Consider the following 25,135-nt stretch of genomic DNA (forward strand, 5'->3'; position numbering starts at 1 on the left):
TCTAAAATTGAAAATATATAAATGACCTATCTATATCGCTATCATAAAACAAAAGCATCAGAAATATAATAATAACATATACTATAAACTTAACTAGTTTAGATTTAAACTTAAACGGATTACGTTCATCTTTCCTAATTCTATATTCATACAATACAAATAATACTACCAAAATATAATAATCAACCATCCTATAACCCATTGGATGCAAATATGTTTCAAAAGAAAATTTAATAATTATTCTTTCAATGAAATAAAATGAATCTCGGATCGTATTTGATCTAAAAAATATCCATGAAAACGTTACCATGAAAAAAACCAATAGAGCGCTCCCTATTTCATAAATACCAGGGAATAATGATTTCTCACCTATAACATCATTCTTAAAATTAGTATTTTTTCCTAATAAAAAAACAGGTATAAAAGCTAAAGCATGAATCACCCCCCAAAAAACAAAAGTCCAATTAGCTCCATGCCATAAACCACTTATTAAAAAAACAATAATTATATTTCTAATAGATATTAACTTAGTTTTACGCGAGCCCCCCAACGGGATATATACATAGTATCTAAACCATTCGGATAAAGAAATATGCCAACGTCTCCAAAACTCTGCAATACTCCTTGAGAAGTACGGGAATTTAAAATTTGACATCAACTCTATCCCAAAAAGTTTAGCTGTACCGATAGCAATATCAGAATATCCGCTAAAATCTCCATAAATTTGAAAGCTAAAAAACACAACACCTAAAACAAGTGTTGAAGCTGGATATGAATTATAATTAGTAAAAATGTCATCAACAATGGGCGCTAATGCATCAGCTATAACCATTTTTTTAAACAACCCCCAAAGAATCAGTTTTATTCCACCAACTGACTGATTGTAATTAAACGTCCTTTTATTTATTATTTGAGAAAGTAAATTTGACGCTCTTTCTATAGGGCCAGCTACTAATTGAGGAAAGAAACTCACAAAAGCTGCAAAGGATAAAAAATCTCTAGTCGGTTTGATTTTTTTATAATAAATATCAAACGAATAAGACATGGTTTGAAACGTATAAAAAGAAATTCCGACAGGTAATATAACCCTTAAAGTCCATACACTTTTAATATCATAACCAAACAAAGATATCATATCTACCCATGAATCAATAAAAAAGTTATAATATTTAAAAAAACCTAAAAGTCCAACATTAAAAACAACACTTACCCAAAGCCATCGTTTACGAAGTAACTTATTTTTATTCGAGTCAATTTTCGACCCAACTAAATAATCAACTATGGTACTTATTAATATTAATGAAAGAAATCTCCAATCCCACCAACCATAAAAGATATAACTGGATATTAATAAAAGACCATTTTGGGCTTTCGTGCTATTTTTAAAAGCACTCCAATAAAGTACAAAGACAATAACAAGAAATATAAAAAACTCTAATGAATTGAATAACATATCTTAATACTAATACACACAAATATGAAGGAAGTTAAAGTCAATGTCAAAAAATATCTTTAAAATGCTAAAATAATTACTTGAAAAGCAGTTTTAATGATAAAGAAATCGGCTTATCATAAATTAGAAACAAAAAAAAGCCCCTAAAGGGCTTTTAAAATAAAATATAATGTAATCTTACAAATCATTAAATATAGAATGCATCAAACGTTTCTTATCGTTAATGCTTTCTTCAAGAGAGATCATAGTTTCTGTTCTATAAACCCCCTCAATATCATCTAATAAAAAGATAACTTCTTTTGCATGCTCTGTACTTCTAGCTCTAATTTTACAGAAAATATTAAATTTTCCAGTAGTAATATGTGCTACTGTTACATAAGGAATCTCATTAATACGTTCTAACACAAATTTAGTTTGAGAGGTATTATTTAAATAAACACCAACATATGCAATAAAAGAATATCCTAATTTTTTATAATCAAGCATCAATGATGAGCCTTTAATAATTCCAGCTTCTTCCATTTTTTTTACACGTACATGAACAGTACCTGCGGATATTAGTAATTTTTTTGCAATATCTGTAAACGGAATTCTTGTGTTATCAATTAACATGTCAAGAATTTGATGATCGATTTCGTCTAATTTAATTTTTCCCATAATTCACTATTCTTAAATATAAAGCAAAATTAATACATTTTCATTAAAAATAGAGCACAAATAGTATGTTTTATTTCGGTAAAAGCAATATTTTTTCATTATTCAATATCACGAAAACGTTTTCGTAACCTATTTTTAATGCTTTTCTTTCAGCATCAAATACTTCAGAACCTTTAGCATCAATCTCTTGGTGAGCATAAATACCTTTTAATGGTTCAATCTTTTCAACTTTTGGAATAAATTTTATTTCATTTTCAATTAAACGTTCTTGAAATTGAATTCCAATATCAACAGATTCATCGTTTACTTTAGTATTTCTAATAATGATATCTAAAAAACACTTATCATTCTCAGGAATATCAAAATAGGGCTTATATTTACTTCCTGTTATATCATTTTTTGCTATGTAACTTAATGACGTTATATATGATGTAAAAATCAATTCTCGTGTCTTATCTCGTCCATAATCATGTGCATAATGCCCTGCTTCAAATAATATAGTTGGTACATTTTCACTTTGAAACGTATCCCCTACGCAGTTTAAATTAAATGCATCATCATAAACACCAACTTGATTGGGAATAATATCTTGCAATGCCTTATTCATAACTCCTATTATTTCCATAGCTACCGTTCTAGTAGGCGTTATGGTACATTCAGCATCTTGAGCTGGAGCCAAAAATGATACTGTAGCAGAATTATTTGTAGTACCAGCACTAAAAATGGTGCGCTGTCCATGTAGGTTATAACAAAAATGTGGCTTAAAAGTATTAAATGCATCTCTTAATACATGACTCTCTGGTTGTGTTAAGTTTTGAGCATCTCTATTTAAATCTACTTCGTTAGCATTTATTCGTGTGTATGCTAATGCACCATCAGGATTTAAAATAGGAATAATATATAATGTACAAGCTTCCAAAATATATTTAAGATTGGATTCTGAATCTAAAAGTGTATTTAACAAATCGAAAATTGCTTTTGTTGTTGTCGATTCATTTCCGTGCATTTGAGACCACATTAAAATTCTCTTATTTCCATATCCAATTTTTAATCCGAAAATAGGATTATTTAAAACGGATTTTCCAATAGTTTCAACATGAATTAAATCTGTTAAATCTCCAAGTAATGGTTCAATGTTTTTATTGGTTATATATCGGTGAGATAAACGCTGCTCTTTATGTTTTAAAAACAGTTTTTTTAATTGTTCTAATTGCATAGTTATTTTTTAACGTTACAAAAGTAAACATTTACAATTTTACAATTGTAAACAATGTTTTCAATCAAATTGTATACATAAGTATACACAATTAGAATATGTTTAACGAAACAAACATAAAAAATTAACGCAATGCATATTAATTTAACCAAAAACCTTTAAATCAGAACATTAAATTAAATCACATAAAGTTTTACTACACTATTAAATCAAAATTAAGCACAATAAAAATGGATAAATAAAGTTATATTGTTACATTTGTAACACAAATTACCCCAAAACCACAATTTACATTGATAAACACAGAAGATTTTATAAAAAGACTCCAAAAAGTCATTAATTACTATGGGGAATCTGCGTCTTCTTTTGCGGAAAAAATTGGTGTACAACGCTCTAGTATTTCACATATTCTTTCTGGCAGAAACAAGCCTAGTTTAGACTTTATTTTAAAGATTCTATCTACCTACCCTGAAGTAGATTTGTACTGGCTTTTTAACGGCAAGGGATCATTTCCTTCTGAATCAAAAACGGAAACTCAAAAACCAAACAACACACCTCCTACTTTAAATCAAGATGAAGCAGTTGCAGAAATAAAAAAAGACAAAACCATTGAGCGCATTGTGATTTTTTATTCTGACGGAAGTTTTAAAAATTACGATAAATGATTGCGCAGTTTATTAAATTTGCAACTCAATAGTTTATTATGAGATTTTTATTATTTATAACTTTATTAAGCCTAACTAGCTGTTACGAAACAACTAGAAATTGTAAAGATTACAAAACAGGAGCTTTTCGTTTTGATTATACAGTAGATGGCATTTCTAAAAGTGGCGATTTTAAAAGGACCGAGCGCTACAGTATTAATTATTATGATGGCAAAACAGATAGCTCTGAAGTAAAATGGATAAATGATTGTGAATTTATTTTATACAAGATAAATCCTGTGTCTATTGCAGAAAAAGACCCAATTCACATGAAAATACTAACTACAACCGACAGCTCTTATACTTTCGAGTACTCTAAAGCATCTTTTAATGAAGGCGAAAAGAAAAGAAAAGAAAAAGGTGTCGCTTTTAAAATTAACTAGAATTAATCAAAAGGATATAAGAAATATTCAACCAGATTAAACTTCAACTCTTTTTTATCCGTTATCTCATAAGTTAAAAAAATCTCACCCCAGTATTCACCATCAGAGAAATCTGCTATTATCCATTTATGGTTGAGCATTTTTACAGTATTTAAAAGCATTTTCCTGCCCTCACTTGCCGCATACGGGATTATTGGATGCTCGCCTTTCGCTTCATTCAATTTATAAAGCTCATCTTTTATAAAAGGAATCAATTCATCAATTTCGTAACCTGCATCCTCAAAATAACTTATTGCATCTTCATTTCTATCTAAATTAAAATGAGATAACTCCATAATATCATTTCGCAATACAGCAACTGAATCTTTATACTTTATAAGCTGTGTTTGACTTGTTACCAACTTTTTATCTATGTCTTCAAAAATTCGTTTAGCACTTACATATTGAAACAACACCAAAAGCGCTGCAAACACAAACAAATACATAAAAATTCTTTGCTTCATTTTGTATATAATTTAAATTGATATTTTTAATCCATCATAAGCCAAAAACACATGCTCTGGAAGTGTTTTTTCTACTTCATCATGAAAACCCAATAAGTGACTAATATGAGTTAAATACGCTTTATCTGGGTTAACTTTCTTTATAAAATCTAGAGCTTCCTCTAAATTAAAATGAGATTGATGCGGCTGAATTCGTAAAGCATTAATAACTAAAACCTTTACGTTTTTAATCTTCTCGACCTCTTTATCTGGCACGGTTTTCATATCAGTCAAATATGCAAAGTCTTTAAACCTGAAACCAAAAACCTGCAACTTATCATGCTTTCCATTTACCGGAATAACATCCAAACCACCTAGTTTAAAAGGCTTGTTTTTAACCCTATGTGTTATTACTTCAGGCGCCCCTGGATATCTGTTTTCTTTTTTAAACACATAATCAAATCGTTTTTTTATAGATTTTAAAACACGTTTATGTGCATATATCGGGATATCACCTTGTCTAAAATAAAAAGGCCTAATGTCATCAAGACCTAAAACATGATCAGAATGTTCGTGCGTAAATACGATACCATCAATTTTTTTTACATCTTCGCGCAACATTTGATACCTAAAATCTGGTCCACAATCTACAACATAGGCCAACTCTCCCCATTCAACCAAAACAGAAACACGCAAACGCTTGTCTTTTGGGTTTTGACTTAAACATACTGGGTGATCACTTCCTATAATAGGAATACCCTGAGATGTGCCTGTACCGAGAAAAGTAATTTTCAAAAATCTTAAGTTTTCACAAAAATAAGTTTATTTTTTTGTTTGCTCTACTAATTTGATACCTTTGTAAATACAAGACGAAACCTATTTAATATATGAATATTACCATTAATGGAGATAAAGAGTTTGACGACATTCCTTCGCTAAAATCAAAAGCATTAAAAATCAATCTTAACTCAAATATTTACGGGTCTTTCGCCGAAATTGGAGCTGGACAAGAAACTTGTCGTCATTTTTTTAGAGCCGGTGGAGCTTCAGGAACTATAGCAAAAGCAATGTCTGCCTACGATAAAGATTTTAGTGACGCCATTTATGGTGCCGAAGATGACGGCAGATATGTTACCGAAGCACGTTTAAGAAAAATGCTTGCTCACGAAATGAACCTTATGGAAAACAGGTTGACTCGAGAAAAAAACCCAAGTAAAATATTTTTCACTTATGCCAATACTGTTGCAACCATTGATTTTGCAAAACAATTTAAAGGCCATGGCTGGGTAGGCATCAAATACCAAGTTGAAGCTGGGGCCGAATACAATGAAATTATTCTACATGTTCGCTTTAAAGAAACCGATGCCAGATTACAACAAGAAACATTAGGAGTTTTAGGAACAAACTTAATTTACGGAGCATTTTACAAGTACAATGAGCCTAAAAAATTACTTCGTTATTTATACGACCACCTTCATAAAGATCAAATTGAAATTGACACCATAAACTTTTCAGGGCCTGTTTTCGAAAATATCGACAATAGATTAATGAGTTTACAATTGGTTAAAAACGGCATGACGGATGCTGTAATGTTTGGACCAGACGGAACCAACGTTTTACCTGCGCGTATTTTTTACAAGAAGAATATTTTAGCCCTACGCGGAAGCTTTAGACCAGTTACCAAAGTAAACATGGCAATGTATGAGAAATCATACGAAATGTTTATTAAAGAGAATAAAGTAGACGAAAAGAAAACTGTTGTAGTTTTCGAAATCACACTCTCAAACTTAAGAGCAGAAGGAGAAATTGATGAACAAGACTTTATAGATAGAGCAGACTTGTTATGCTCTCTAGGGCAATCTGTTATGATATCTAACTTCCAGGAATACTACAAGGTGGTTGAATACTTCTCGAACTACACAAAAGCTCGAATGGGACTTGCTATGGGTGTTGGTAATTTAGTAGATATATTTGATGAAAAATATTATCGCCATATGAGTGGTGGTATTCTAGAAGCGTTTGGTAAATTATTCTTTAAAGATTTAAAAGTTTACCTATACCCGATGAATGACCCAAAAACTGGAGAACTTATTACTAGCGAAAATTTGAAAGTATATCCACGCATGAAAGAGTTATATAAATTCTTTAAATACAACGGAAAAGTAATTGACATTAAAGATTACGATAAAAACATCATGAACATATTCTCAAGAGACATATTACGAATGATCTCAAAAGGAGAAACAGGCTGGGAAGACATGGTACCAGAAGGAACCGCAGAATTAATCAAGGATTATAGATTATTTGGATACACCAGAAGACCATTAACACTTAGCAGACGAAAAGCGCAAAAGAAAAAATAAATTTAAAAACGGCTATTTAATTAAATAGCCGTTTTTTTTATGCCAATATTTGAGCAGCATGATCTTTAGTTTTTACTTTTTCAATAACACGCTCTACAATACCTTCTTCATTAATTAGAAAAGTCATTCTATGAATACCATCGTATTCTCTGCCCATGAACTTTTTAGGTCCCCAAACACCAAAAGCATTTATAACGGTTTTATCTTCATCAGCTAATAACGGAAATGGAAATTCATATTTATTTTTAAAATTTGTTTGTCGTTTTGCTGAATCTGCGCTTACACCAAGTAAATCATAACCTTGAGCTTGAAGCTCTTTATAATTATCCCTTAGATTACAAGCTTCTACAGTACACCCGGGCGTACTCGCCTTTGGATAAAAGAATACAACTAACTTTTTACCTTTGTAATCACTTAATGAAATAGAGTTTCCTTGTTCGTCTTTTGCCGTGAAATTAGGAACGACGTCCCCTTGTTTTAGTGTCTTCATAGTCTTAACTTTGATTTTTATCAAAAATACAATTTATGACTAAACAAGAAAAGGTAAATTTTGTTATTAATACACTTTATAAACTTTACCCAGAAATCCCGATTCCTCTAGATCATAAAGACCCATACACACTTTTAATTGCCGTTTTACTATCTGCTCAATGCACAGATGTTCGAGTAAACCAAATAACACCTATACTTTTTGCTGAAGCAGACAACCCTTACGATATGATTAAATTATCTGTAGAGGAAATAAAAGAAATTATTAGGCCATGCGGACTATCACCCATGAAAAGTAAAGGTATTTACGGTTTATCAAAAATACTTATTGAAAAACATAATGGTGAAGTACCTCAAAGCTTTGAATACCTAGAAGAATTGCCAGCTATAGGACATAAAACCGCCAGCGTAGTAATGTCTCAAGCTTTTGGAGTTCCTGCATTTCCTGTAGACACCCATATTCACAGATTAATGTATCGATGGAATTTAACCAACGGAAAAAATGTAGCTCAAACCGAAAAAGATGCCAAACGCCTGTTTCCAAAAGAATTATGGAACGATTTACACCTTCAAATAATTTGGTACGGACGCGAATACTCACCCGCTAGAGGCTGGGATTTAGAAAAAGACATTATCACTAAAACCATTGGAAGACAATCCGTTTTAACTGATTATTATAAATTAAAAAAGTCCTGATTTGTTAAAATCAGGACTTTTAAAACTTAATTTAGAAGTGCTTCAAACTTCATTTTATTACAATCTATAACACTTAAAGCCTTAGAATAGTTTAGAAGAAAACTAACCGTTTCTTCTTTCGGATCAAAATTTTCTAAATTTTTAATAGAATTTTCAGAGTAAATTTTTGCCATTTTTTTAAGTTAAGGGTTTATACACACCAATAACGTAGCAAAACTCACTTTATTGTATTAATTGGTTAAAACGATATTATGCTTATCAATTATCTTTCTTAAGTTAATTAACGCATAACGCATTCTCCCTAGCGCAGTATTAATGCTTACGCCTGTTCTATCTGATATTTCTTTAAAACTCATATCATTATAGATACGCATCATTAAAACTTCTTTCTGGTCATCAGGAAGCTCATTAACCAAACGTCTAACATCATTTTCTACCTGCTCTTTAATTAGTGTTTTTTCAGCATTCAATCCAGGATCACTTAAAACAGAAAAAATATTAAAATCGCCAGCATTGTCAAATTTAGGCATGCGGTTGTTTTTTCTAAAGAAATCAATCACCAAATTATGAGATATACGCATTACCCAAGGCAAAAATTTACCTTCTTCATTGTAAGCACCTCGTTTTAAAGTACGAATCACTTTTATAAACGTATCCTGAAAAATATCTTCAGCAACATCTCTATCGTATACTTTTGAATAAATAAAACTGTAAATTCGTTGTTTATGCCTTTTAATTAAGGTCTCTATGGCATTTTCATCACCTTTAATGTAGTTACTAACTAGAATAGCATCTGTAATAAGTTCTCGTTGCATAATGTTTACTTTTAACGCACGAAGTGAAGGCTTCATTGCTTGGGGTTATTAAGTTTAAAAGTAATTTTATGCTATAGATGCGTGTTTTTTAAGTTATTAGATGTTTCAAATATAACAACAATCATTCCTAAAAAGCAATAAATCATTATTTTTTTAACAATTTATTCGACAAACGGTTATTTTTTATGCTCGCTCACTTGTCTTATCTTTGCTAAATTATCTTCTTAAAAAATCCATGAACACTACTATTTCCGAAGTAAATCCAAAAGAAAACATCATTATAAAGGGTGCAAAACTGCATAACTTAAAAAATATCGATGTTGTAATTCCTAGAAATAAATTAGTAGTTATTACAGGATTATCTGGATCTGGAAAGTCTAGTTTGGCTTTTGACACACTATATGCAGAAGGACAAAGACGCTACGTAGAAAGCCTATCAAGTTACGCACGCCAGTTTTTAGGGCGGTTAAATAAACCAAAAGTAGATTATATAAAAGGCATTGCACCTGCTATTGCTATCGAGCAAAAAGTAAATTCTACAAATCCGCGATCAACAGTTGGTACAACTACAGAAATTTATGACTATTTAAAATTACTATTCGCTAGAATTGGCAAAACATATTCTCCAGTTTCTGGCTTAGAAGTAAAAAAAGATACGGTTACAGATGTTTTAAACCATATAAAAACGTTCCCTGAAAGAGAAAAACTTCTCCTACTCGCTCCTATTTATTTGGAAGAAGGACGCACTATAGAAGATAAAATTAAAACATTGCAACAACAAGGTTATGCCAGGATAAAGGTTAACGATACTGTTTTAAGAATTGATGAAGCAACGTCAATTTCTAAAAAAGATACTGTTTTATTAGTTGTTGATAGAGTTGTAACAAAACACGAAGAAGACTTTTATAATCGCCTAGCAGATGCTATACAAACCGCTTTTTTTGAAGGTAAAGGCGAATGCATCATAGAGACATTAAAAGATAGCAAGCAACGCCCTTTTAGTAATAAATTTGAATTAGACGGCATAAGTTTTCTTGAACCAAATGTACATTTATTTAGTTTTAACAACCCATATGGCGCCTGCCCTAAATGTGAAGGTTACGGCGATATTATTGGCATTGACGAAGATTTAGTAATTCCAAACACAGGACTCTCAGTTTACGAAAGCGCCATTTTTCCTTGGCGAGGAGAAAGCATGAGTTGGTACAAAGACCAGTTGGTTAACAACTCACATAAATTCGATTTCCCTATTCATAAACCTTATTTTGAGTTAACAGATGCTCAAAAAAAATTAGTTTGGACAGGAAACAAACACTTCGAAGGCTTAAATTCATTTTTTGCAGAACTAGAATCTAAAGCATATAAAATTCAAAACCGGGTTATGTTATCGCGTTACCGCGGAAAAACAAAATGTAAAACCTGTAATGGCAAGCGATTACGCATTGAAGCTAATTATGTAAAAATTGCAGGCGCAACCCTTACCGATTTGGTTGAAATGCCATTAGACAAGCTAACAAGCTTCTTTAAGCAGCTTGAATTAAACGATTACGACACACAAATTGCTAATCGATTATTAAAAGAAATAAATAACAGATTAGCTTTTCTTGCCAATGTTGGCCTAGATTACTTAACACTAAACAGGAAATCTAACACGCTTTCTGGTGGTGAAAGCCAACGTATAAATTTAGCAACTTCTTTAGGAAGCAGCTTAGTTGGCTCTATGTATATTCTTGATGAACCGAGTATTGGCCTACACCCAAAAGATACAGAACGATTAATTTCAGTTTTAAAATCGTTGCGAGATTTAGGAAACACAGTTATTGTAGTCGAGCATGATGAAGACATCATGAAATCTGCCGAGTACATTATAGATATAGGCCCAGAAGCAGGAACCTTTGGTGGCCATGTAGTTGCCGATGGCACATATGCAGATATTTTAGCTTCAGAATCCTTAACAGCAAAGTATTTAAATGAAGAGCTAAAAATTCAAGTTCCCAAAACAAGAAGAACTTCAAAATACCATGTAGATATTGTTGGTGCTCGCGAAAACAACTTGAAAAATATTGATGTTAGTTTCCCTTTGGGCATGTTAACTGTAATTACAGGTGTTTCAGGTAGCGGAAAAAGTACATTAGTTAAAAAAATACTGTTTCCTGCATTACAAAAAAAATTAACCGATTTTGGAGATAAGCCAGGGCAATTCACATCTCTAGAAGGCAATTTCAGCAACATCAATCATATAGAATTTGTAGATCAAAACCCAATTGGAAGGTCGTCAAGATCCAATCCAGTAACGTACATAAAAGCGTATGATGATATTAGAGCGCTATTCTCAAAACAGAAATTAAGCGCCATTAGAAACTACCAAGCCAAACACTTTTCTTTTAACGTAGATGGCGGACGCTGTGAGACTTGCAAAGGCGAAGGTCAAGTAACTATTGAAATGCAATTTATGGCAGATGTACATCTAGAATGCGAAACCTGTAAAGGCAAACGTTTTAAAAAAGAAGTACTTGAAGTGACATTTGCCAATAAAAATATTGACGACATTCTCAATTCAACTATCGATGATGCCATTGCCTTTTTTGAAGCCACAGAACAAACTAAAATTAAAAACAAACTACAACCACTTCAAGATGTTGGCTTAGGCTATGTCACTTTAGGCCAAAGCTCTTCTACCCTTTCTGGTGGTGAGGCGCAGCGTATAAAACTAGCGTCCTTTTTAGGAAAAGGAAACAATAAAGAAAAAGCACTTTTTATTTTTGACGAACCGACAACCGGTTTACATTTTCACGACATCCAAAAGCTTTTAAAATCTTTTAATGCTTTAATCGCGAAAGGCCACTCCATAATTGTTGTAGAACACAATATCGATTTAATAAAGTGTGCAGACCATATTATCGACCTCGGTCCTACTGGTGGTGAAAAAGGCGGCAACTTAGTAGCTGTAGGAACTCCAGAAGAAATCATAAAAATAAAAGCATCAGAAACTGGGAAGTATTTAAAAGACAAACTTTAGTATAAAATCTTTAATTATTTGGGCGTTACCTAAAGGTCGGGCTTTCCGCTGCAAGTCCTCGCACCTCCTACGTCAGGCTGTGGGCTATCCGCTGCAATCCCTAACGCAAATCCAACTCACAACAAACATCAAGCTAACGTTTCAACTTTTAGTAAAACAAAAATGCAAACATCCCTAAAAAAGTCGCTGTTAACGGCGCTATAAATAGCAAAAACAAAAACGACGTCAAACTAGCTTTAAAAAAGGTTTTAATCCATCCTTGCTGATAAAACCGTCTTAGCGCTAGGTATAAATATATAAATGCAGAAAACGCCACCAACCAATCAATCCAATCGGGAATATCAACAATAAAATTAATCCCAATAATCAAACTAAGCACAGTAAACAAAAACGAAAAATAGTAAAAGCTAAACACCAAATGGTGTGCATACAAGCCATGTTTTCTATATAAAATTTTTAGAATTAATGCGAAAATTGGTAATAAGAAAAACATCGCAATAGGAATCGTATCATAAAACGTTTGCAGAATACTTCCACCCTGTCTCGATTTATAAAACCTTAAAGCCTGTTTATACAATTTCCTTTTTAACCATCCAGCATCATCTGGCATTCCCATATCTTTATAAATAACATCATCAGGAGCATCCAAGGCTATTAAAGAATCGACAGATTTTGTACTAAAATCAAAATCAACCATTCCGTTTTTCCTAAAGTTTTCGGCATTTACTAGAGAATCCATTTGTTCCTCAGAAAAGTCATGAAGAAACTTGTTCGCCTTTAAAGTTTTACGAAGTTCAGCACGAGCAACAGAGTCTTCTATTTTTTGTTTCTCAGTCAAAACAACCGAAATAGAGTCCCTAATACGCACATCTGTAATATCTTTTAATATATTTTCCTTACTTGTAACTTCCGCTAACCCTTCATCTAAAGCCTGCACGGTGTTACGCTGAATAAACGAAAACAAAAAGAAAAAAACGACCGCAATAAATAAATACATTTGCGCAGGATGCAAGTATAACAAGCGTTTACCCTCAATAAATTTATCAGCTAAATAACCTGGTTTAAATAGTAAAGGAAAAAAGCTTTTAAAAAAGCGCGCATCAAAAGAAAAATAATTACTTATCGTGTTATAGAACAACACCTTTACAGTAAGCTCGTCTTTTGCTTGTTGCCCACAATGCGGACAAAACTTAAAACTTTCCTTAAATTGCTTTTCACAATTTTTACAAGTTTCTTTTTTACTTTTCATTTAAAACGATTGGTTATTTCATAAAAGTAATAATTTTTATAAAACTAACTATCTTTTCTCTTAAAACACTAAATAAAAACTATTCAAAAGACAAATCCATATTTATTTGCAAATCAACAACTTAATCATAGTCACGATGTTAATCTTAAGTTAACACCGGCTGTTTTCTATTTTCTTGGCACGCAAATTGAAAACTACTAAACAATAGCGAAAGCCGAAAAGCTAAAGAGTAGGCAAAATGAAATCCTTATGATTATGAAAAGAGTATTACTAGTATTTGCAAGTTTGTTGATAGGATTAACAACTGCAACCGCAACAGAACAAAACAACACAACATCGAAAATAAAATTAGAAAAAAAGAAAAACTACCGTAATGCAGAACCTATTGTGTTTATGGAGCGTGGCATAGAATTTTTAATTTTCCCTGATGGCACTTTTGATTTTAATACAAAAACAAATCATGCCTTTTACAATGATGCATATTACAGAAACAATTCTAGACGCAGCAACATGAATACCTCGCAAAGAGGCCCAAATGCAAATATTGGCTTTACATCGGCATACAAAAAGAATCGTGGAGTTTCTATTTTACGAGATAGAACCGGTAAAGTAAGAAGAATTGGAAATGTGTTTTTAAATTATGATAGACGCGGAAATATTACACGTGTAGGCTCAGTATTTATAGACTATACTCGAGGTAGAAACAAACTAGTAAATCAAATTGGTGGATTACGAGTTAACTATAACCGTTTTGGAGAAATTATAAACACTCGAGGGCATATTAACCGTAATAACAATAGAAATTATAATGACTACTACTATTTAAAAAAAAAAGGCAAAGTGATTAAACAAAATAAGGGTAAAAAAAGCAAAAGATAATTTATTGAAATTAGTCAGTTAAAAGTAAAAACCTCGAATCTATAATAGCTTCGAGGTTTTTTTATATTTCAAAAATCTGTCTCAACACCAATAATCAATTTTATTAATTACTTGTTATTGTTCATATAAGCTTCAACCCAATTAACTAAAGATGTTCCATGAACATTTTTAGCAACCACCACGCCTCTATCGTCAAGAATAAAATTAGCAGGAATAGTCTGAATGCGTATTTTTTTCAAGAAAGACGCATCATCCCCCTGAAGATCTGAAGCCTGAAACCATCTACCCGCCCCATCTTTTTCTACAGCTGCTTTCCAAGCAGACGCATCGCTCTCTAAACCATATGCAATAATTTGCAAGCCTTTATCATGATATTTATCCCAAATAGGCACTAAAAACTCACGATTTTCCTTTCTACAAGGCGCACACCAAGATGCCCACAAATCTATAATAGTTAGCTTTTTACCTAATTGCTCGTTAATAGAAAGTGTATCCTTCGTTAATAAAGGTAGTTTAAGATCTGGAAACACATCACCTATTAAAACCGGTAAATTGGAAGACTCACTTTTTTTACATAACTGTTTCACCCATTCATTATTGGGTTGTTGTTGTTTCCATTTATCACATTGACTCACCAAAAACTCGGGTACACGTTCATAATCATTTTCTGGGCTCACCCATCTTAACGCCACTAGCGCTGGCAAAAGATACGGCACACTATCTGCATACTTAATTAATTCCTTTTGGTATTGCAAAACAGCATGCTCTTTTTCCATTAATTGATCACCTTCTACTAATTGCCAGGGCTTTTCTTTAATAAAGGTTTCATATGCGCTCTGATTAACATCCCTTAAACTTAACAAAGCTTTATTTATTTCTGAAGGGTTTTTAATTGAAAAACTTTTTTGGAATTCTTCAAACTTTGCTATGATTTGAATACGCTCACCTAATTGCCAGGAAACAGGCATAAAATTAGCTTTAGTTAAATCTTCGTTTTGCAAAAAATTAGGAGCCTTTCCAGAATGTTGTATAGCTAATTCTAATAATGTAGGATCTGTGGCTTGTGGCGTGTTAAGGAACTCAAAACTGCCATCTGAATTCACTAATGCCGAATCTAAAACTTTACCAAAATAAGAAGCGGAAACCTCATTTAAATTACCCGGTTCAATTAGGTAAACATGAATACTTTTATTTTCTACACCTTCTATTTTTCCAGATATATACCCAGGAGAATTACATGCTATTAATGTAATGGTCATTAAAACAAGACCTGTGATATTTTTTATAGACATAGTTGCTATGAATTTTATTTAAAGACAAGACGAAGTTCGCGAAATTTTCTTTCAAAAACAACATAATACGTTCTCATTCTAAAAATAATAACAACTATTTTTTCAGTAAGCATAAGGCTTAAACCCACACTCCTATTTTTTGGCACGCTGTTTGTAATTACTAAAACAGTAACCTTTAAAATTTACAATTATGAAAAAGTTTATATTCTTATTAGCAGGTTTAATCCTTACGGGATTTACAGCAAACGCAACAACAACCAATATTGAAACAACTGCTAATACTGCAGCGGCATATTATGGAGGTTATAGCAACTCTTTCATATTTAATGTAGATGGTATTGAGTTTTCTGTATTTAGAGATGGTCAATTCGATTTCAATATTATTAGAAACAATTCACGCTTTGGCGTTAATGTTAATACTAGAAACGTAAACATAAGTTTCAACTCTGGATACGACTATGATGCTTATGTACAGTATGATGAATTTGGAGCAATCATTCAAATTGAAAACATTCCGATTTATTATGATTATTACGGACGTATTAGTCAAGCTGGAAATGTTAACATTTATTACAACAACTTTGGGTATATAAACCGAATTGGAGGGTTAAATGTTTATTACAGAAACAATGTGTATTCTCACTATACTGGATTTATAAACACATTTAACAGAGGCTATGTTTACAGACCATGGCACCGATATTATAGCGCACCAGCATACGATTATTGTGTAGTTTACAACAGGCCTTACAGACAATTTTACAACCCTGTACGTTACACTTATAACAGAGCGTTTCAAAACAATTCTAGACCAAGAACTGCTATTGCCAACAGAAGAGGCAACACAATAACAAGAAATAGAAGTTACGCTACAGTAAACAGAAGCAAAAGAAATGTAACTCAAGTAAATAGAAGTGCAAACTCTAGAAGATCTATAGCAAAAAACACAACAACAAGACGTAACAATAGCATAACAAATAACAATACTAGAAGAACAACGCCTAATGCGAACAGAGAAAAAACGAGAAAAACAACTTCTCGAAATAATACTCAAATAAATAACACGAGAAGATCAACTGGAAACGTTAGCAATAACAACAATAGAACGAGTACAAGAAACAAAACAGTTAATCGTGCACAAAATAATAGAACGGTTCAAAAACCAAAAAGCACAAATACTCGTACATATAATAGAAATAGCAATAACACTAGAAATACGCAAATAGCTCAACGTAGTAATGTAAGTAAACCAAGAACAACGCAAAAACGCACAGTTTCGAGGTCTACGCAAACAAGAACACCAAGAGCAACACAAAGTAGTAGTTCTAGAAACAATACAAGATCAACAACTTCAACAAGAAGACGATCGTAAAATTTTGGTTGGTTAGTTAAGAAAGCCCTGCAATATGTATGCCTCAAAGCGACATTGCGGGGTTTTCTGTTTTCTATTCCTGCGTAGTCCGGAATCTCATAAAAAAATCTCATTTCTATTACGTTTCGACTGCGCTCAACGTGACATCATTATTTAATTTGAAACCACCCTACCTAAGCTTTAAAAGCTTATTTATTAGTTTCGAGATATCTTCAGAAAAATTAAATCGATACACAACAAATACATAAAGTGTAGTTATCAAAAAAGATTTTAAACCTATATTAATTATTGGGTGGAATGGGAATTCCCAGAAATAAAACAAGAGCACACTTACTAATAAAAGTAAGGCTATTTTTAAAGTATAATTGGTAAAAGGAAACATTTTAAATTTTCTATAAACAAAAAACAATTTTATAGAATTATACATAAAAACCGCTAAAAATGTAGCGATACCAGCACCATTGATGCCTAAAATGGGGATAAAAACAATATTTAGCAAGACCATTAAAACAACTAGAAAAACACCTAAAACTAACACCATTCTGTAATAGTCACTATTAAATAAAATGGCATTATTACTACCTAAGGCATTATCATAAAGCTTTGATGTACTTATCATAAACACGACAAACAAACCACCACTAAATTCTTCCGGAATAACGTAATACAGCTGATTAATATTGAGTACAATTAGCAAGAAAATAAAACCACCAACAATAAATAAATTTAATGAGCTTCGTTTATACAAATCTTTTAAAGCATCAAAATCCTTTTCATTTAAATATTTAGCTGATAATGGTAATAATATTTGATGCATCGCACGCTGAGGCACCGCAATAACTGTAGCAATAAATATAGCTACATTATAATATGCAATCTCTTTAATATCAATATAGTGACCCAACATCACTTTATCAACATCTAACAAAATAGTAGCGATAGACCCTGCAATAATTATTAAAAATGAATACTTTAAAATATTACGCAGATTGGGTACACGTTTAAAAGTAATAACCGGGATCTTTATACTAAATGCATAAATATTCATGACCAACATTCTTAATACATAAACAAAAACAAGTCCAGCCATAAATTGCTCAAGATCTACCACTTCAAAATGCAACAAAAACAATAAAATCATAGTTCCTACTCTATGAAAAACTTCTTTCATAAAGTTTCCAAAAACAGTTTTCATTTGCACTTTTGCCCAAGCAAAAAACACTTCAAAATAAGCTAATGCAATAGCCACAATAAACGTATGCCATAAATAACTCTTAATGATGTCGTTTTTATTTGACAAGAAACTAGCAATCGCATCATAACTCACATAAGTGATAAATATTAAAGGAATTATAACACAAATTGGCAACACCAACATGAGCGTTAAAAAGCTATTTAAAGACACTCTAGATTTAAAATTTGAATAAAACTTAACTAAGGTGTTATGCATACCAAATGCCATAATTGGCATGATAACATATGCTAAAGACAGCATATAGCCAACCATACCGTAATATTCGTCACTTAAAAATTCTGTATAAAGAAATAAGGTATTAATGGCTCCAATAAAAAAACCCAAATAGGTAGAAATAATGTTTTTAAAGGATTGTATTGCAACGATGCCCATTATAATAAATTAGCTAGCGATTCAGTAAGTGCCTTTCTGTGATACTTTTGCAAACCAATTGGATGTACTTGCAATGATTTATTTTGAAATGCCTTATAATGCTCTAAGATAATTCTTTTTAACGAGTCGTAATCGGAATAATTAAAGTAATGCCCCGTATTAGTTTCTTTGATTATTTTTTCAACATCAGAACCATTTGGACCTACCGCTATAATTGGTCTTTTAGAAACCATATACTCAAATAACTTCCCAGGAATAATACACGTTGTTTCTTCTGAATCTATTTCTATCAACAGCAATAATTGTGACTTCTTTTGAAACACAATAGATTCTTTATGTGAAACATAACCTACATTATTTACATAATCACTTAAACTATTCTTGTCAATAGATTTTAACACATTTTCACTTACAGAACCAATAAAATTAAGTTGAAAATCTTTTGAAAAATCAACATGCTCTTTCGTTAAATCACTAAGTACTTGCCACAAAATTTCAGGATTTCGTTTTGATAATAACGACCCAATATGAGATAATGTAAATTTAGTATCCATCTCAAAATTAATAGTTGCCTCGTTATCATAACCATTTGTTATCACCTTAATAGGCTTTTCTGTTAGGACTTGAAACTCCCGTTTTGTAACAGAACTCGTAACTATAATTTGATCTGAAGCATTTAAAACCTGCTTTTCTAACTGCTTATGTTTTGCTTTTGAAGCTGCAGACAGCTTTAATTGTTTATGATAGCCAATGGTTGTCCAAGGGTCTCTAAAATCTGCCAACCACTTTACGCCTAGTTTTTGTTTTAACTGAAGCCCAATAAGATGCACACTATGCGGTGGACCAGTTGTGATTATGGTTTCAATGTTTTCTTTTTCAATAAAATCTAAAAGAAAGGCCGCGGAAGGCTTCACCCAACCTGCTCTAGCATCAGGTATAAAAAAATTACCTCTCACGTAGAGCATCAATTTTTCAACTAACGATTGCTCTTTTTGATCTGAAATAATACCCTTGCTTATGGTTTTAGAAGACTTATTTGAAAAAACCTTAGCTAATTTATAAGGCTCGTTTATTGGATGCTTAAAAATCTTAATGTCTTTTGAGACTTCAGACACCAAGCTTTTATCAATGATTGGATAATTAGGGTTTTCAGGAATAAAAACTACAGGCTCAACATTAAAACCTGGTAAATACTTAACAAACTTTAACCAGCGTTGTACTCCAGGGCCACCAGCTGGCGGCCAATAATATGTAATAATGAGTACACGTTTTTTATTCATCCTTTCTTTTGAACTCATAAAACAAACCGCCTAACACCAACAAACCAAGCAGTATTGAACTTGCTAACGCTATTTTACTACCTGTTTTAACCACATCTGGATCAAACTTAAACTCTATAACATGATTTCCTTCAGGAACCAACATACCTCTAAGAATATAGTTTACACGAAGGTGGCTTGCTTCTTGACCATCAACAAAAACCTTCCACCCACTAGGATAATATATCTCTGAAAACACAGCAAAACCTTTGTTGTTATTATTAGACTCATACTTTAAATAATTAGGCTTAAACTCTGTGAGTCTGATAGTTGCTAAAGAATCAACCACAAATGAATCATTATAATTAGTTTTAGCGAACAAAGGCTTCATATAAACCGCTTTGTTTTTAGAATCTAAACTATCTAACGCTTTTATTTCTTCGTTGGCAGTATCAACTTGTTCCAAAGCGCTAACAAACCAAGCATTACCATTTGCACTTTCATTTTCATAAGGAAACGCTGCTCCTTTTTCATCTTGTGCTACAATATATTTAGCATTTAGCATATTAAGCACATTAATATTGTTTTTCGCCAAATAAAAATCAAACACTTCTCTGTAACGTCTTAATTCAGCAGCATTATAGCCATCTAAAGAATTATGATAATACGAAGGTTTTGAAGGACCAGAAACTAAATCATAAACCCTGTAATGTTCCTTATCTTTTAAAATGTATTGATCCACTTCAGTAGCCTGAAAAGGTTTATTCATTTTTAATCCAGAAACAAAATCATCATTATTAACATAACGCCTATCTACTCCAACTAAATCAAACAGAATTAACGCAGCAAACGCTACAATAACCCATTTTTCTTTTAGTTTATCCTTTAGAAATAAATAAATAGCTCCTGCAGATAGCACAACTAAAATTAAAGTTCTTATAGTATCTTGTGTAAATAAGGTTTTTCTATCCGTTTTTAAAGCTTCAACAAAATCTTGTCCGTAATTTTGACGATAAAAACCATCGTTAACACCAACAAAATCAAACAACGACGATTTAAACAGCAAGAGCACCAAAGCCAATCCACCAGTTATTATAGCAGAAAACTTTAAAGCTTTAATCTTATCTTCTTTCTTTTCAAAATCATTAAATAGTCTAACCAAGCCAAAAATAGCCAATGCAGGAATACACAGCTCCAGAACTACTTGAATAGAACTTACAGCTCTAAACTTATTATAAAGCGGCACGTAATCAATAAAGAAATCGGTTAAAAACCCTAAGTTTTTTCCATAAGACAACAACAACGATAAAACTGTTCCTCCAACAAGCCACCATTTTAAACGTCCTTTAACCAAAAACAAAGCTAAAACGAATAAAAACAAAATAACAGCTCCAACATAAGCAGGCGCTTCAACTATAGGCTGATCTCCCCAATACGTTGGTGCACGCTTAGCTTCTTGAGCCGCTTGAGTTGTTGTTGCTCCTAATTTCCTAAATGCCTCATATGTAGCAGAATCTTTACCCACATCTTCTGAATTCCCACCTCCAGTAAAACGTGGTATAAACAAATTAAATGTTTCAACAATACCGTAGCTAAATTGCGTAATATAATCTCTGTCTAAACCAGAAGTCACTTCTTTTGGAGAACCATCTGGGTTTATAGTCAATTCACTTTTACTACGCTTGCTTTCTTTTACATATTCACTTGTAGCTAAAAAATTAGTAGCATTTAAAGCTATAGATAGCACTACAGCAGCAACCAAAACACCAATAGACTTAAAAAAATGCGGTAACATGTGTTTTTTATAAGCATCAACTAAATAAGCTACACCTAAAACAATAACCAAAAACATAAGGTAGTAGGTCATTTGGAAATGATTTGCTACCAATTCTAGCCCCATAGCAATGGTTGTCAACAAAAACCCTAGAACATATCGCTTCTGAAAAACCAATAAAATACCGCTTAAAACTAGCGGCATATAAGCAATTGCATGCGCCTTACTATTATGTCCAACACCTAGAATAATTATTAAATATGTAGAAAAACCAAAGGCTAACGCGCCAAGTGCTGCGAGTTTAAAATCTACTTTTAGCACCAATAAAAAGATATAAAAACTTAATAAATATAGAAATAGATAATCAGCTGGTCTTGGCAAAAACCGTAATGTTAAATCTAGTTTCTTAATGTAATTATGCGGATACTTTGCCCCCAACTGATAAGTAGGCATACCTCCAAACGCACTATTAGTCCAATAAGTTTCTTCGCCAGTTTCGGCTTTAAAATCCGTCTGCTGCTTACTCATACCAATATATTGGACTATATCGTTTTGGTATATTGCTTTTCCTTTTAAAACTGGACTAAAATAAGCTAATGAAATTATTATAAAACCCAGTAAAACTAATACATGAGGTAATATTTTTTTAATTGAAAATGACATGAAACGTTTTTAAGAAAATGATTCTGAAAAATAGTTATAATTTTTCAGAACTAAGCATATTGCTATTACTAAACTTTATTAGATAAGATTTTTAGGTAAAAGAAATAAAAATATAAGACTACTCTATTTCTTCATAATCCACATACTCACCTACATTTTTATTAGATGTTTTAGTTTGCGGTATTTTATCAATTGTAATTTCACCTTCTTTTTTCTGAGCCTCCTGTCTCTGTCCTTTACCGAATTGACCAAATTGCTCTCCAAAGCGTTGTTCTGCTTTTTTTGCTGCGAATTTAAGCAAGAAAGGCGCAAAAATCCTAGAAAGAACCTTGATTCCGTAATACACTAAGGCAATTATGAGTATGGTTTTTAATAAACCCATTTTTAAACTTTTAATATTTAATAAAACAAAAATACAATTCTATCCGTTTAAAAAACGTTCAAGAATGATAAAAAAAGCATAAAATATCTATATTTGAAAAAGTCTTTAATATATTTTATTGAAGCAATACACAAACTCAAGATTATGACCCCATTTAAATCTACATTGTTTTTCCTACTAAGTTTAATAACCACTCAGGCGTTTAGCCAATACACCGATGTTATAAATTCTAACAGACCAGGTGTTTCAAGAAGCGCCTTTTCTGTAGGCACAAATGTCGCTCAATTTGAAATTGGCCCATACAGCATTAAAGAAGAAAGAACGCCCGCCGCAGCTTATGACGTTTCTGGATTCGGTATAGACTTTGCTGCACGTTATGGATTATTACTAGAAGAATTAGAACTTAATATTGAAGGAACGTACCAAAACGACACTAAAACATTTGCTTCTAATTTTTCTTCTGAAGAAAGCCGAGCAAATTTTAAATTTTTAGCAATTGGAGCTAAGTATTTAGTGTTTGACCCTTATAAAAACGCTGAAGAGGAAAAACCAAACCTATATAGTTGGAAGGCTAACCGAAAGTTTAAGTGGAAGTCTCTAATACCCGCTGTATCAGTATATGTAGGTGCTAATTTTGACACCAACCCTAACCCTTATACTTTTTCAGGTATTGAAGGTTTTAGCCCTAAAGTTATGATTGCTACACAAAACAATTTTAATGGCGGCTGGGTATTTGTAATGAACTTAATTAAAGATAGAATAGGAACCGATCAATCAGATTTTCAATACTTATTAACTTTAACACACTCTTTCAGTCCGCAATGGGTTATTTTTGGAGAAACTCAAGGTATTAAAAGTGATTTTTATGCAGATAATCTTTTTAGATTTGGAGGCGCTTACTTATGGGGAAAAGATTTTCAGCTAGATACTGCGTTAACCTTTAACACAAAGGACACACCATCAGTTTTTAGTTTGAATTTTGGCGCTTCTTACAGATTAGATTTCCATAAGGATAAAGAAAAAGATATAGACAACGGCACTTCCGCTGAAGAAGAAGGACTAAGAAGAGCAAACCGAAAAGGAAAAAACAGAAAGAAAAGCAAAAAAGAAAAAGACTCTGTTGAAAAAATTAACAAACAAAAAAAGAAAGATATAGATTTTGATGACTAATAAATCATCAAATCGTTGCATTAAAATATGATAACACTTAAAGAAGTAAAAAACAAAAAAGACCTCAAGGCTTTTGTTAAATTTCCATTTACGCTTTATAAAGATTCCAAATACTGGACTCCGCCTATTATAAGTCAGGAAATAAAAACATTTGATAAAAAGGAAAACCCTGTGTTTGATGATGCAGATGCAAGATTATTTTTAGCATATAAAAACGGAGCTATTGTTGGTAGAATAGCAGCAATTGTAAACTGGCTTGAAGTAAAAGCGCAAAATCAAAAAAAAATGCGTTTTGGCTGGTTTGATTTTATTGATGATTTAGAAGTTTCTCAAACTCTTTTAAATGAAGTTGAAAAAATTGGAAAAACACATAATCTTGAATATACTGAGGGTCCTGTTGGGTTTTCTAATCTAGATAAGGTTGGGGTAATGACCGAAGGTTTCGATTCTATTGCGCCAATGGTAACATGGTATAACCATGCATATTACATTAAACATTATGAGTCTGCCGGTTATATTGTTGAAAAATCATACTCTGAAAGCAAGTTTCCTTTTGAAAATGTAAAACCAGAGTTTTTCAAAAAAGCACAAGAACTTATTAAAAGACGCTACCAACTCACACCTTTAAAGCTTACCAAAACTGAAGAGGTTATGCCCTATGCAGATAAGATGTTCGATTTATTTAATGACAGTTATGCATCACTATCGTCATTCGTAGCTATTAACGATGTTCAAAAGGAATATTTTAAAAAGAAATTTATAAGTTTTGTTAATCCAGAATATATCAAATTTGTAGTCGACAAAGATGATAACATGATTGGTTTTGCGATTGTAATGCCAGCCTTTGCTAAAGCTTTAAAGAAAATGAATGGGAAACTATTCCCTTTTGGGTTTAGACATATTATGAATGCCAAAAAGAATAGCAAGGATGTTATCTTTTATTTAATTGGAATTCATCCAGAATACCAAAACAAAGGTGTTCATGCCGTGATATTTAACGAATATTACGAAACCTTTAAGGCTAAAGGCATTGAAACGTGCTACAGAACACCAGAACTAGAAGACAATGAAGCCATACACAAGATATGGAAGCATTTTTCTCCTGAAGTCTACAAACGAAGAAAAACGTTTAGAAAAAATATCGCATAAAAAAATCCGATTCAAATTTGAATCGGATTTTTTTTATTAATT

The 25,135-nt window shown here is 32.1% G+C and carries 23 protein-coding genes; 9 read left to right on the forward strand and 14 right to left on the reverse strand.

Annotation, left to right across the window (positions count from 1 at the left end; genetic code table 11):
* Position 1 precedes the first annotated feature (1 nt).
* From SJY43_RS12845 to SJY43_RS12855, 3 genes are all read right to left on the reverse strand, one after another.
* Positions 2 to 1,453, reverse strand: coding sequence for an MBOAT family O-acyltransferase (locus tag SJY43_RS12845; protein WP_396601147.1), 1,452 nt, complete (start codon positions 1,451 to 1,453; stop codon positions 2 to 4).
* A gap of 177 nt (positions 1,454 to 1,630) precedes the next feature.
* Positions 1,631 to 2,110: an Lrp/AsnC family transcriptional regulator gene (locus SJY43_RS12850; RefSeq protein ID WP_092850739.1), complete on the reverse strand. Its 480-nt coding sequence runs from the start codon at positions 2,108 to 2,110 to the stop codon at positions 1,631 to 1,633.
* Between the two features lie 70 nt (positions 2,111 to 2,180).
* Positions 2,181 to 3,326 carry a M14 family zinc carboxypeptidase gene (locus tag SJY43_RS12855; protein ID WP_396601148.1) on the reverse strand — a complete coding sequence of 382 codons (1,146 nt, stop codon included), beginning with the start codon at positions 3,324 to 3,326 and terminating at the stop codon, positions 2,181 to 2,183.
* 293 nt (positions 3,327 to 3,619) lie between these two features.
* On the opposite strand from SJY43_RS12855, the gene SJY43_RS12860 reads away from it, so the two are divergent.
* Positions 3,620 to 3,991, forward strand: a complete 372-nt coding sequence (locus tag SJY43_RS12860) for a helix-turn-helix domain-containing protein (protein WP_396601149.1) — start codon at positions 3,620 to 3,622, stop codon at positions 3,989 to 3,991.
* 38 nt (positions 3,992 to 4,029) lie between these two features.
* On the forward strand, positions 4,030 to 4,413 hold the full coding sequence (locus SJY43_RS12865) for a hypothetical protein (protein ID WP_396601150.1): 384 nt from the start codon (positions 4,030 to 4,032) through the stop codon (positions 4,411 to 4,413).
* 2 nt (positions 4,414 to 4,415) lie between these two features.
* Here the strand turns inward: SJY43_RS12865 and SJY43_RS12870 are convergent, their stop codons facing one another.
* Together SJY43_RS12870 and SJY43_RS12875 are read right to left on the reverse strand one after the other, a co-directional pair.
* Positions 4,416 to 4,916, reverse strand: coding sequence for a hydrolase (locus SJY43_RS12870; RefSeq protein ID WP_396601151.1), 501 nt, complete (start codon positions 4,914 to 4,916; stop codon positions 4,416 to 4,418).
* 12 nt (positions 4,917 to 4,928) lie between these two features.
* A complete protein-coding gene (locus SJY43_RS12875) occupies positions 4,929 to 5,690 on the reverse strand; it encodes an MBL fold metallo-hydrolase (RefSeq protein WP_396601152.1) in 762 nt (253 codons plus the stop codon).
* 92 nt (positions 5,691 to 5,782) lie between these two features.
* Between SJY43_RS12875 and SJY43_RS12880 the strand changes: the two genes are divergently transcribed.
* Positions 5,783 to 7,258 carry a TonB-dependent receptor gene (locus SJY43_RS12880; protein WP_396601153.1) on the forward strand — a complete coding sequence of 492 codons (1,476 nt, stop codon included), beginning with the start codon at positions 5,783 to 5,785 and terminating at the stop codon, positions 7,256 to 7,258.
* 37 nt (positions 7,259 to 7,295) lie between these two features.
* Here SJY43_RS12880 and bcp read toward each other — a convergent pair whose 3' ends face one another.
* Complete coding sequence (gene bcp / locus SJY43_RS12885; protein ID WP_396601154.1) at positions 7,296 to 7,748, reverse strand: thioredoxin-dependent thiol peroxidase; 453 nt, start codon at positions 7,746 to 7,748, stop codon at positions 7,296 to 7,298.
* A gap of 35 nt (positions 7,749 to 7,783) precedes the next feature.
* Between bcp and nth the strand changes: the two genes are divergently transcribed.
* Complete coding sequence (gene nth / locus SJY43_RS12890) at positions 7,784 to 8,443, forward strand: endonuclease III domain-containing protein (RefSeq protein ID WP_396601155.1); 660 nt, start codon at positions 7,784 to 7,786, stop codon at positions 8,441 to 8,443.
* 26 nt (positions 8,444 to 8,469) lie between these two features.
* Here the strand turns inward: nth and SJY43_RS12895 are convergent, their stop codons facing one another.
* Positions 8,470 to 8,616 (reverse strand): hypothetical protein, encoded by a 147-nt coding sequence (locus SJY43_RS12895; RefSeq protein ID WP_396601156.1) that lies wholly within the window; start codon positions 8,614 to 8,616, stop codon positions 8,470 to 8,472.
* Between the two features lie 57 nt (positions 8,617 to 8,673).
* Positions 8,674 to 9,258, reverse strand: coding sequence for an RNA polymerase sigma factor (locus SJY43_RS12900; protein ID WP_396603414.1), 585 nt, complete (start codon positions 9,256 to 9,258; stop codon positions 8,674 to 8,676).
* A gap of 235 nt (positions 9,259 to 9,493) precedes the next feature.
* On the opposite strand from SJY43_RS12900, the gene uvrA reads away from it, so the two are divergent.
* Positions 9,494 to 12,277, forward strand: coding sequence for an excinuclease ABC subunit UvrA (gene uvrA, locus SJY43_RS12905; RefSeq protein ID WP_396601157.1), 2,784 nt, complete (start codon positions 9,494 to 9,496; stop codon positions 12,275 to 12,277).
* Between the two features lie 148 nt (positions 12,278 to 12,425).
* Here uvrA and SJY43_RS12910 read toward each other — a convergent pair whose 3' ends face one another.
* The gene (locus tag SJY43_RS12910; protein ID WP_396601158.1) at positions 12,426 to 13,526 is read right to left on the reverse strand and encodes a DUF3667 domain-containing protein; all 1,101 of its coding nucleotides are present in this window, start codon (positions 13,524 to 13,526) and stop codon (positions 12,426 to 12,428) included.
* Positions 13,527 to 13,781: 255 nt separating this feature from the next.
* Here SJY43_RS12910 and SJY43_RS12915 point away from each other — a divergent pair, with 255 nt between their 5' ends.
* Positions 13,782 to 14,405: a hypothetical protein gene (locus SJY43_RS12915; RefSeq protein ID WP_396601159.1), complete on the forward strand. Its 624-nt coding sequence runs from the start codon at positions 13,782 to 13,784 to the stop codon at positions 14,403 to 14,405.
* 107 nt (positions 14,406 to 14,512) lie between these two features.
* On the opposite strand, the gene SJY43_RS12920 is transcribed toward SJY43_RS12915, so the two are convergent.
* Positions 14,513 to 15,697 carry a TlpA family protein disulfide reductase gene (locus SJY43_RS12920; RefSeq protein ID WP_396601160.1) on the reverse strand — a complete coding sequence of 395 codons (1,185 nt, stop codon included), beginning with the start codon at positions 15,695 to 15,697 and terminating at the stop codon, positions 14,513 to 14,515.
* Positions 15,698 to 15,887: 190 nt separating this feature from the next.
* Here SJY43_RS12920 and SJY43_RS12925 point away from each other — a divergent pair, with 190 nt between their 5' ends.
* Positions 15,888 to 17,069, forward strand: a complete 1,182-nt coding sequence (locus SJY43_RS12925) for a hypothetical protein (RefSeq protein WP_396601161.1) — start codon at positions 15,888 to 15,890, stop codon at positions 17,067 to 17,069.
* Positions 17,070 to 17,238: 169 nt separating this feature from the next.
* Here SJY43_RS12925 and SJY43_RS12930 read toward each other — a convergent pair whose 3' ends face one another.
* The 4 genes from SJY43_RS12930 to SJY43_RS12945 all read right to left on the reverse strand — a co-directional run bounded on the left by SJY43_RS12930 (position 17,239) and on the right by SJY43_RS12945 (position 22,774).
* The gene (locus SJY43_RS12930) at positions 17,239 to 18,696 is read right to left on the reverse strand and encodes a lipopolysaccharide biosynthesis protein (RefSeq protein WP_396601162.1); all 1,458 of its coding nucleotides are present in this window, start codon (positions 18,694 to 18,696) and stop codon (positions 17,239 to 17,241) included.
* Positions 18,696 to 19,994 (reverse strand): glycosyltransferase family 4 protein, encoded by a 1,299-nt coding sequence (locus SJY43_RS12935; protein WP_396601163.1) that lies wholly within the window; start codon positions 19,992 to 19,994, stop codon positions 18,696 to 18,698. The genes SJY43_RS12930 and SJY43_RS12935 overlap by 1 nt, the downstream gene beginning before the upstream one ends.
* Positions 19,969 to 22,392: a YfhO family protein gene (locus SJY43_RS12940; protein WP_396601164.1), complete on the reverse strand. Its 2,424-nt coding sequence runs from the start codon at positions 22,390 to 22,392 to the stop codon at positions 19,969 to 19,971. The genes SJY43_RS12935 and SJY43_RS12940 overlap by 26 nt, the downstream gene beginning before the upstream one ends.
* Before the next feature lie 118 nt (positions 22,393 to 22,510).
* Complete coding sequence (locus SJY43_RS12945) at positions 22,511 to 22,774, reverse strand: DUF4834 family protein (protein ID WP_396601165.1); 264 nt, start codon at positions 22,772 to 22,774, stop codon at positions 22,511 to 22,513.
* Between the two features lie 144 nt (positions 22,775 to 22,918).
* Here SJY43_RS12945 and SJY43_RS12950 point away from each other — a divergent pair, with 144 nt between their 5' ends.
* Together SJY43_RS12950 and SJY43_RS12955 are read left to right on the forward strand one after the other, a co-directional pair.
* Positions 22,919 to 23,944: a transporter gene (locus SJY43_RS12950; protein WP_396601166.1), complete on the forward strand. Its 1,026-nt coding sequence runs from the start codon at positions 22,919 to 22,921 to the stop codon at positions 23,942 to 23,944.
* 27 nt (positions 23,945 to 23,971) lie between these two features.
* Complete coding sequence (locus SJY43_RS12955; RefSeq protein ID WP_396601167.1) at positions 23,972 to 25,093, forward strand: GTP cyclohydrolase; 1,122 nt, start codon at positions 23,972 to 23,974, stop codon at positions 25,091 to 25,093.
* Positions 25,094 to 25,135: the final 42 nt, after the last annotated feature.

Origin of the sequence: Algibacter sp. R77976 (assembly GCF_044594645.1) — a bacterium.
Lineage (GTDB): Bacteria > Bacteroidota > Bacteroidia > Flavobacteriales > Flavobacteriaceae > Algibacter_B.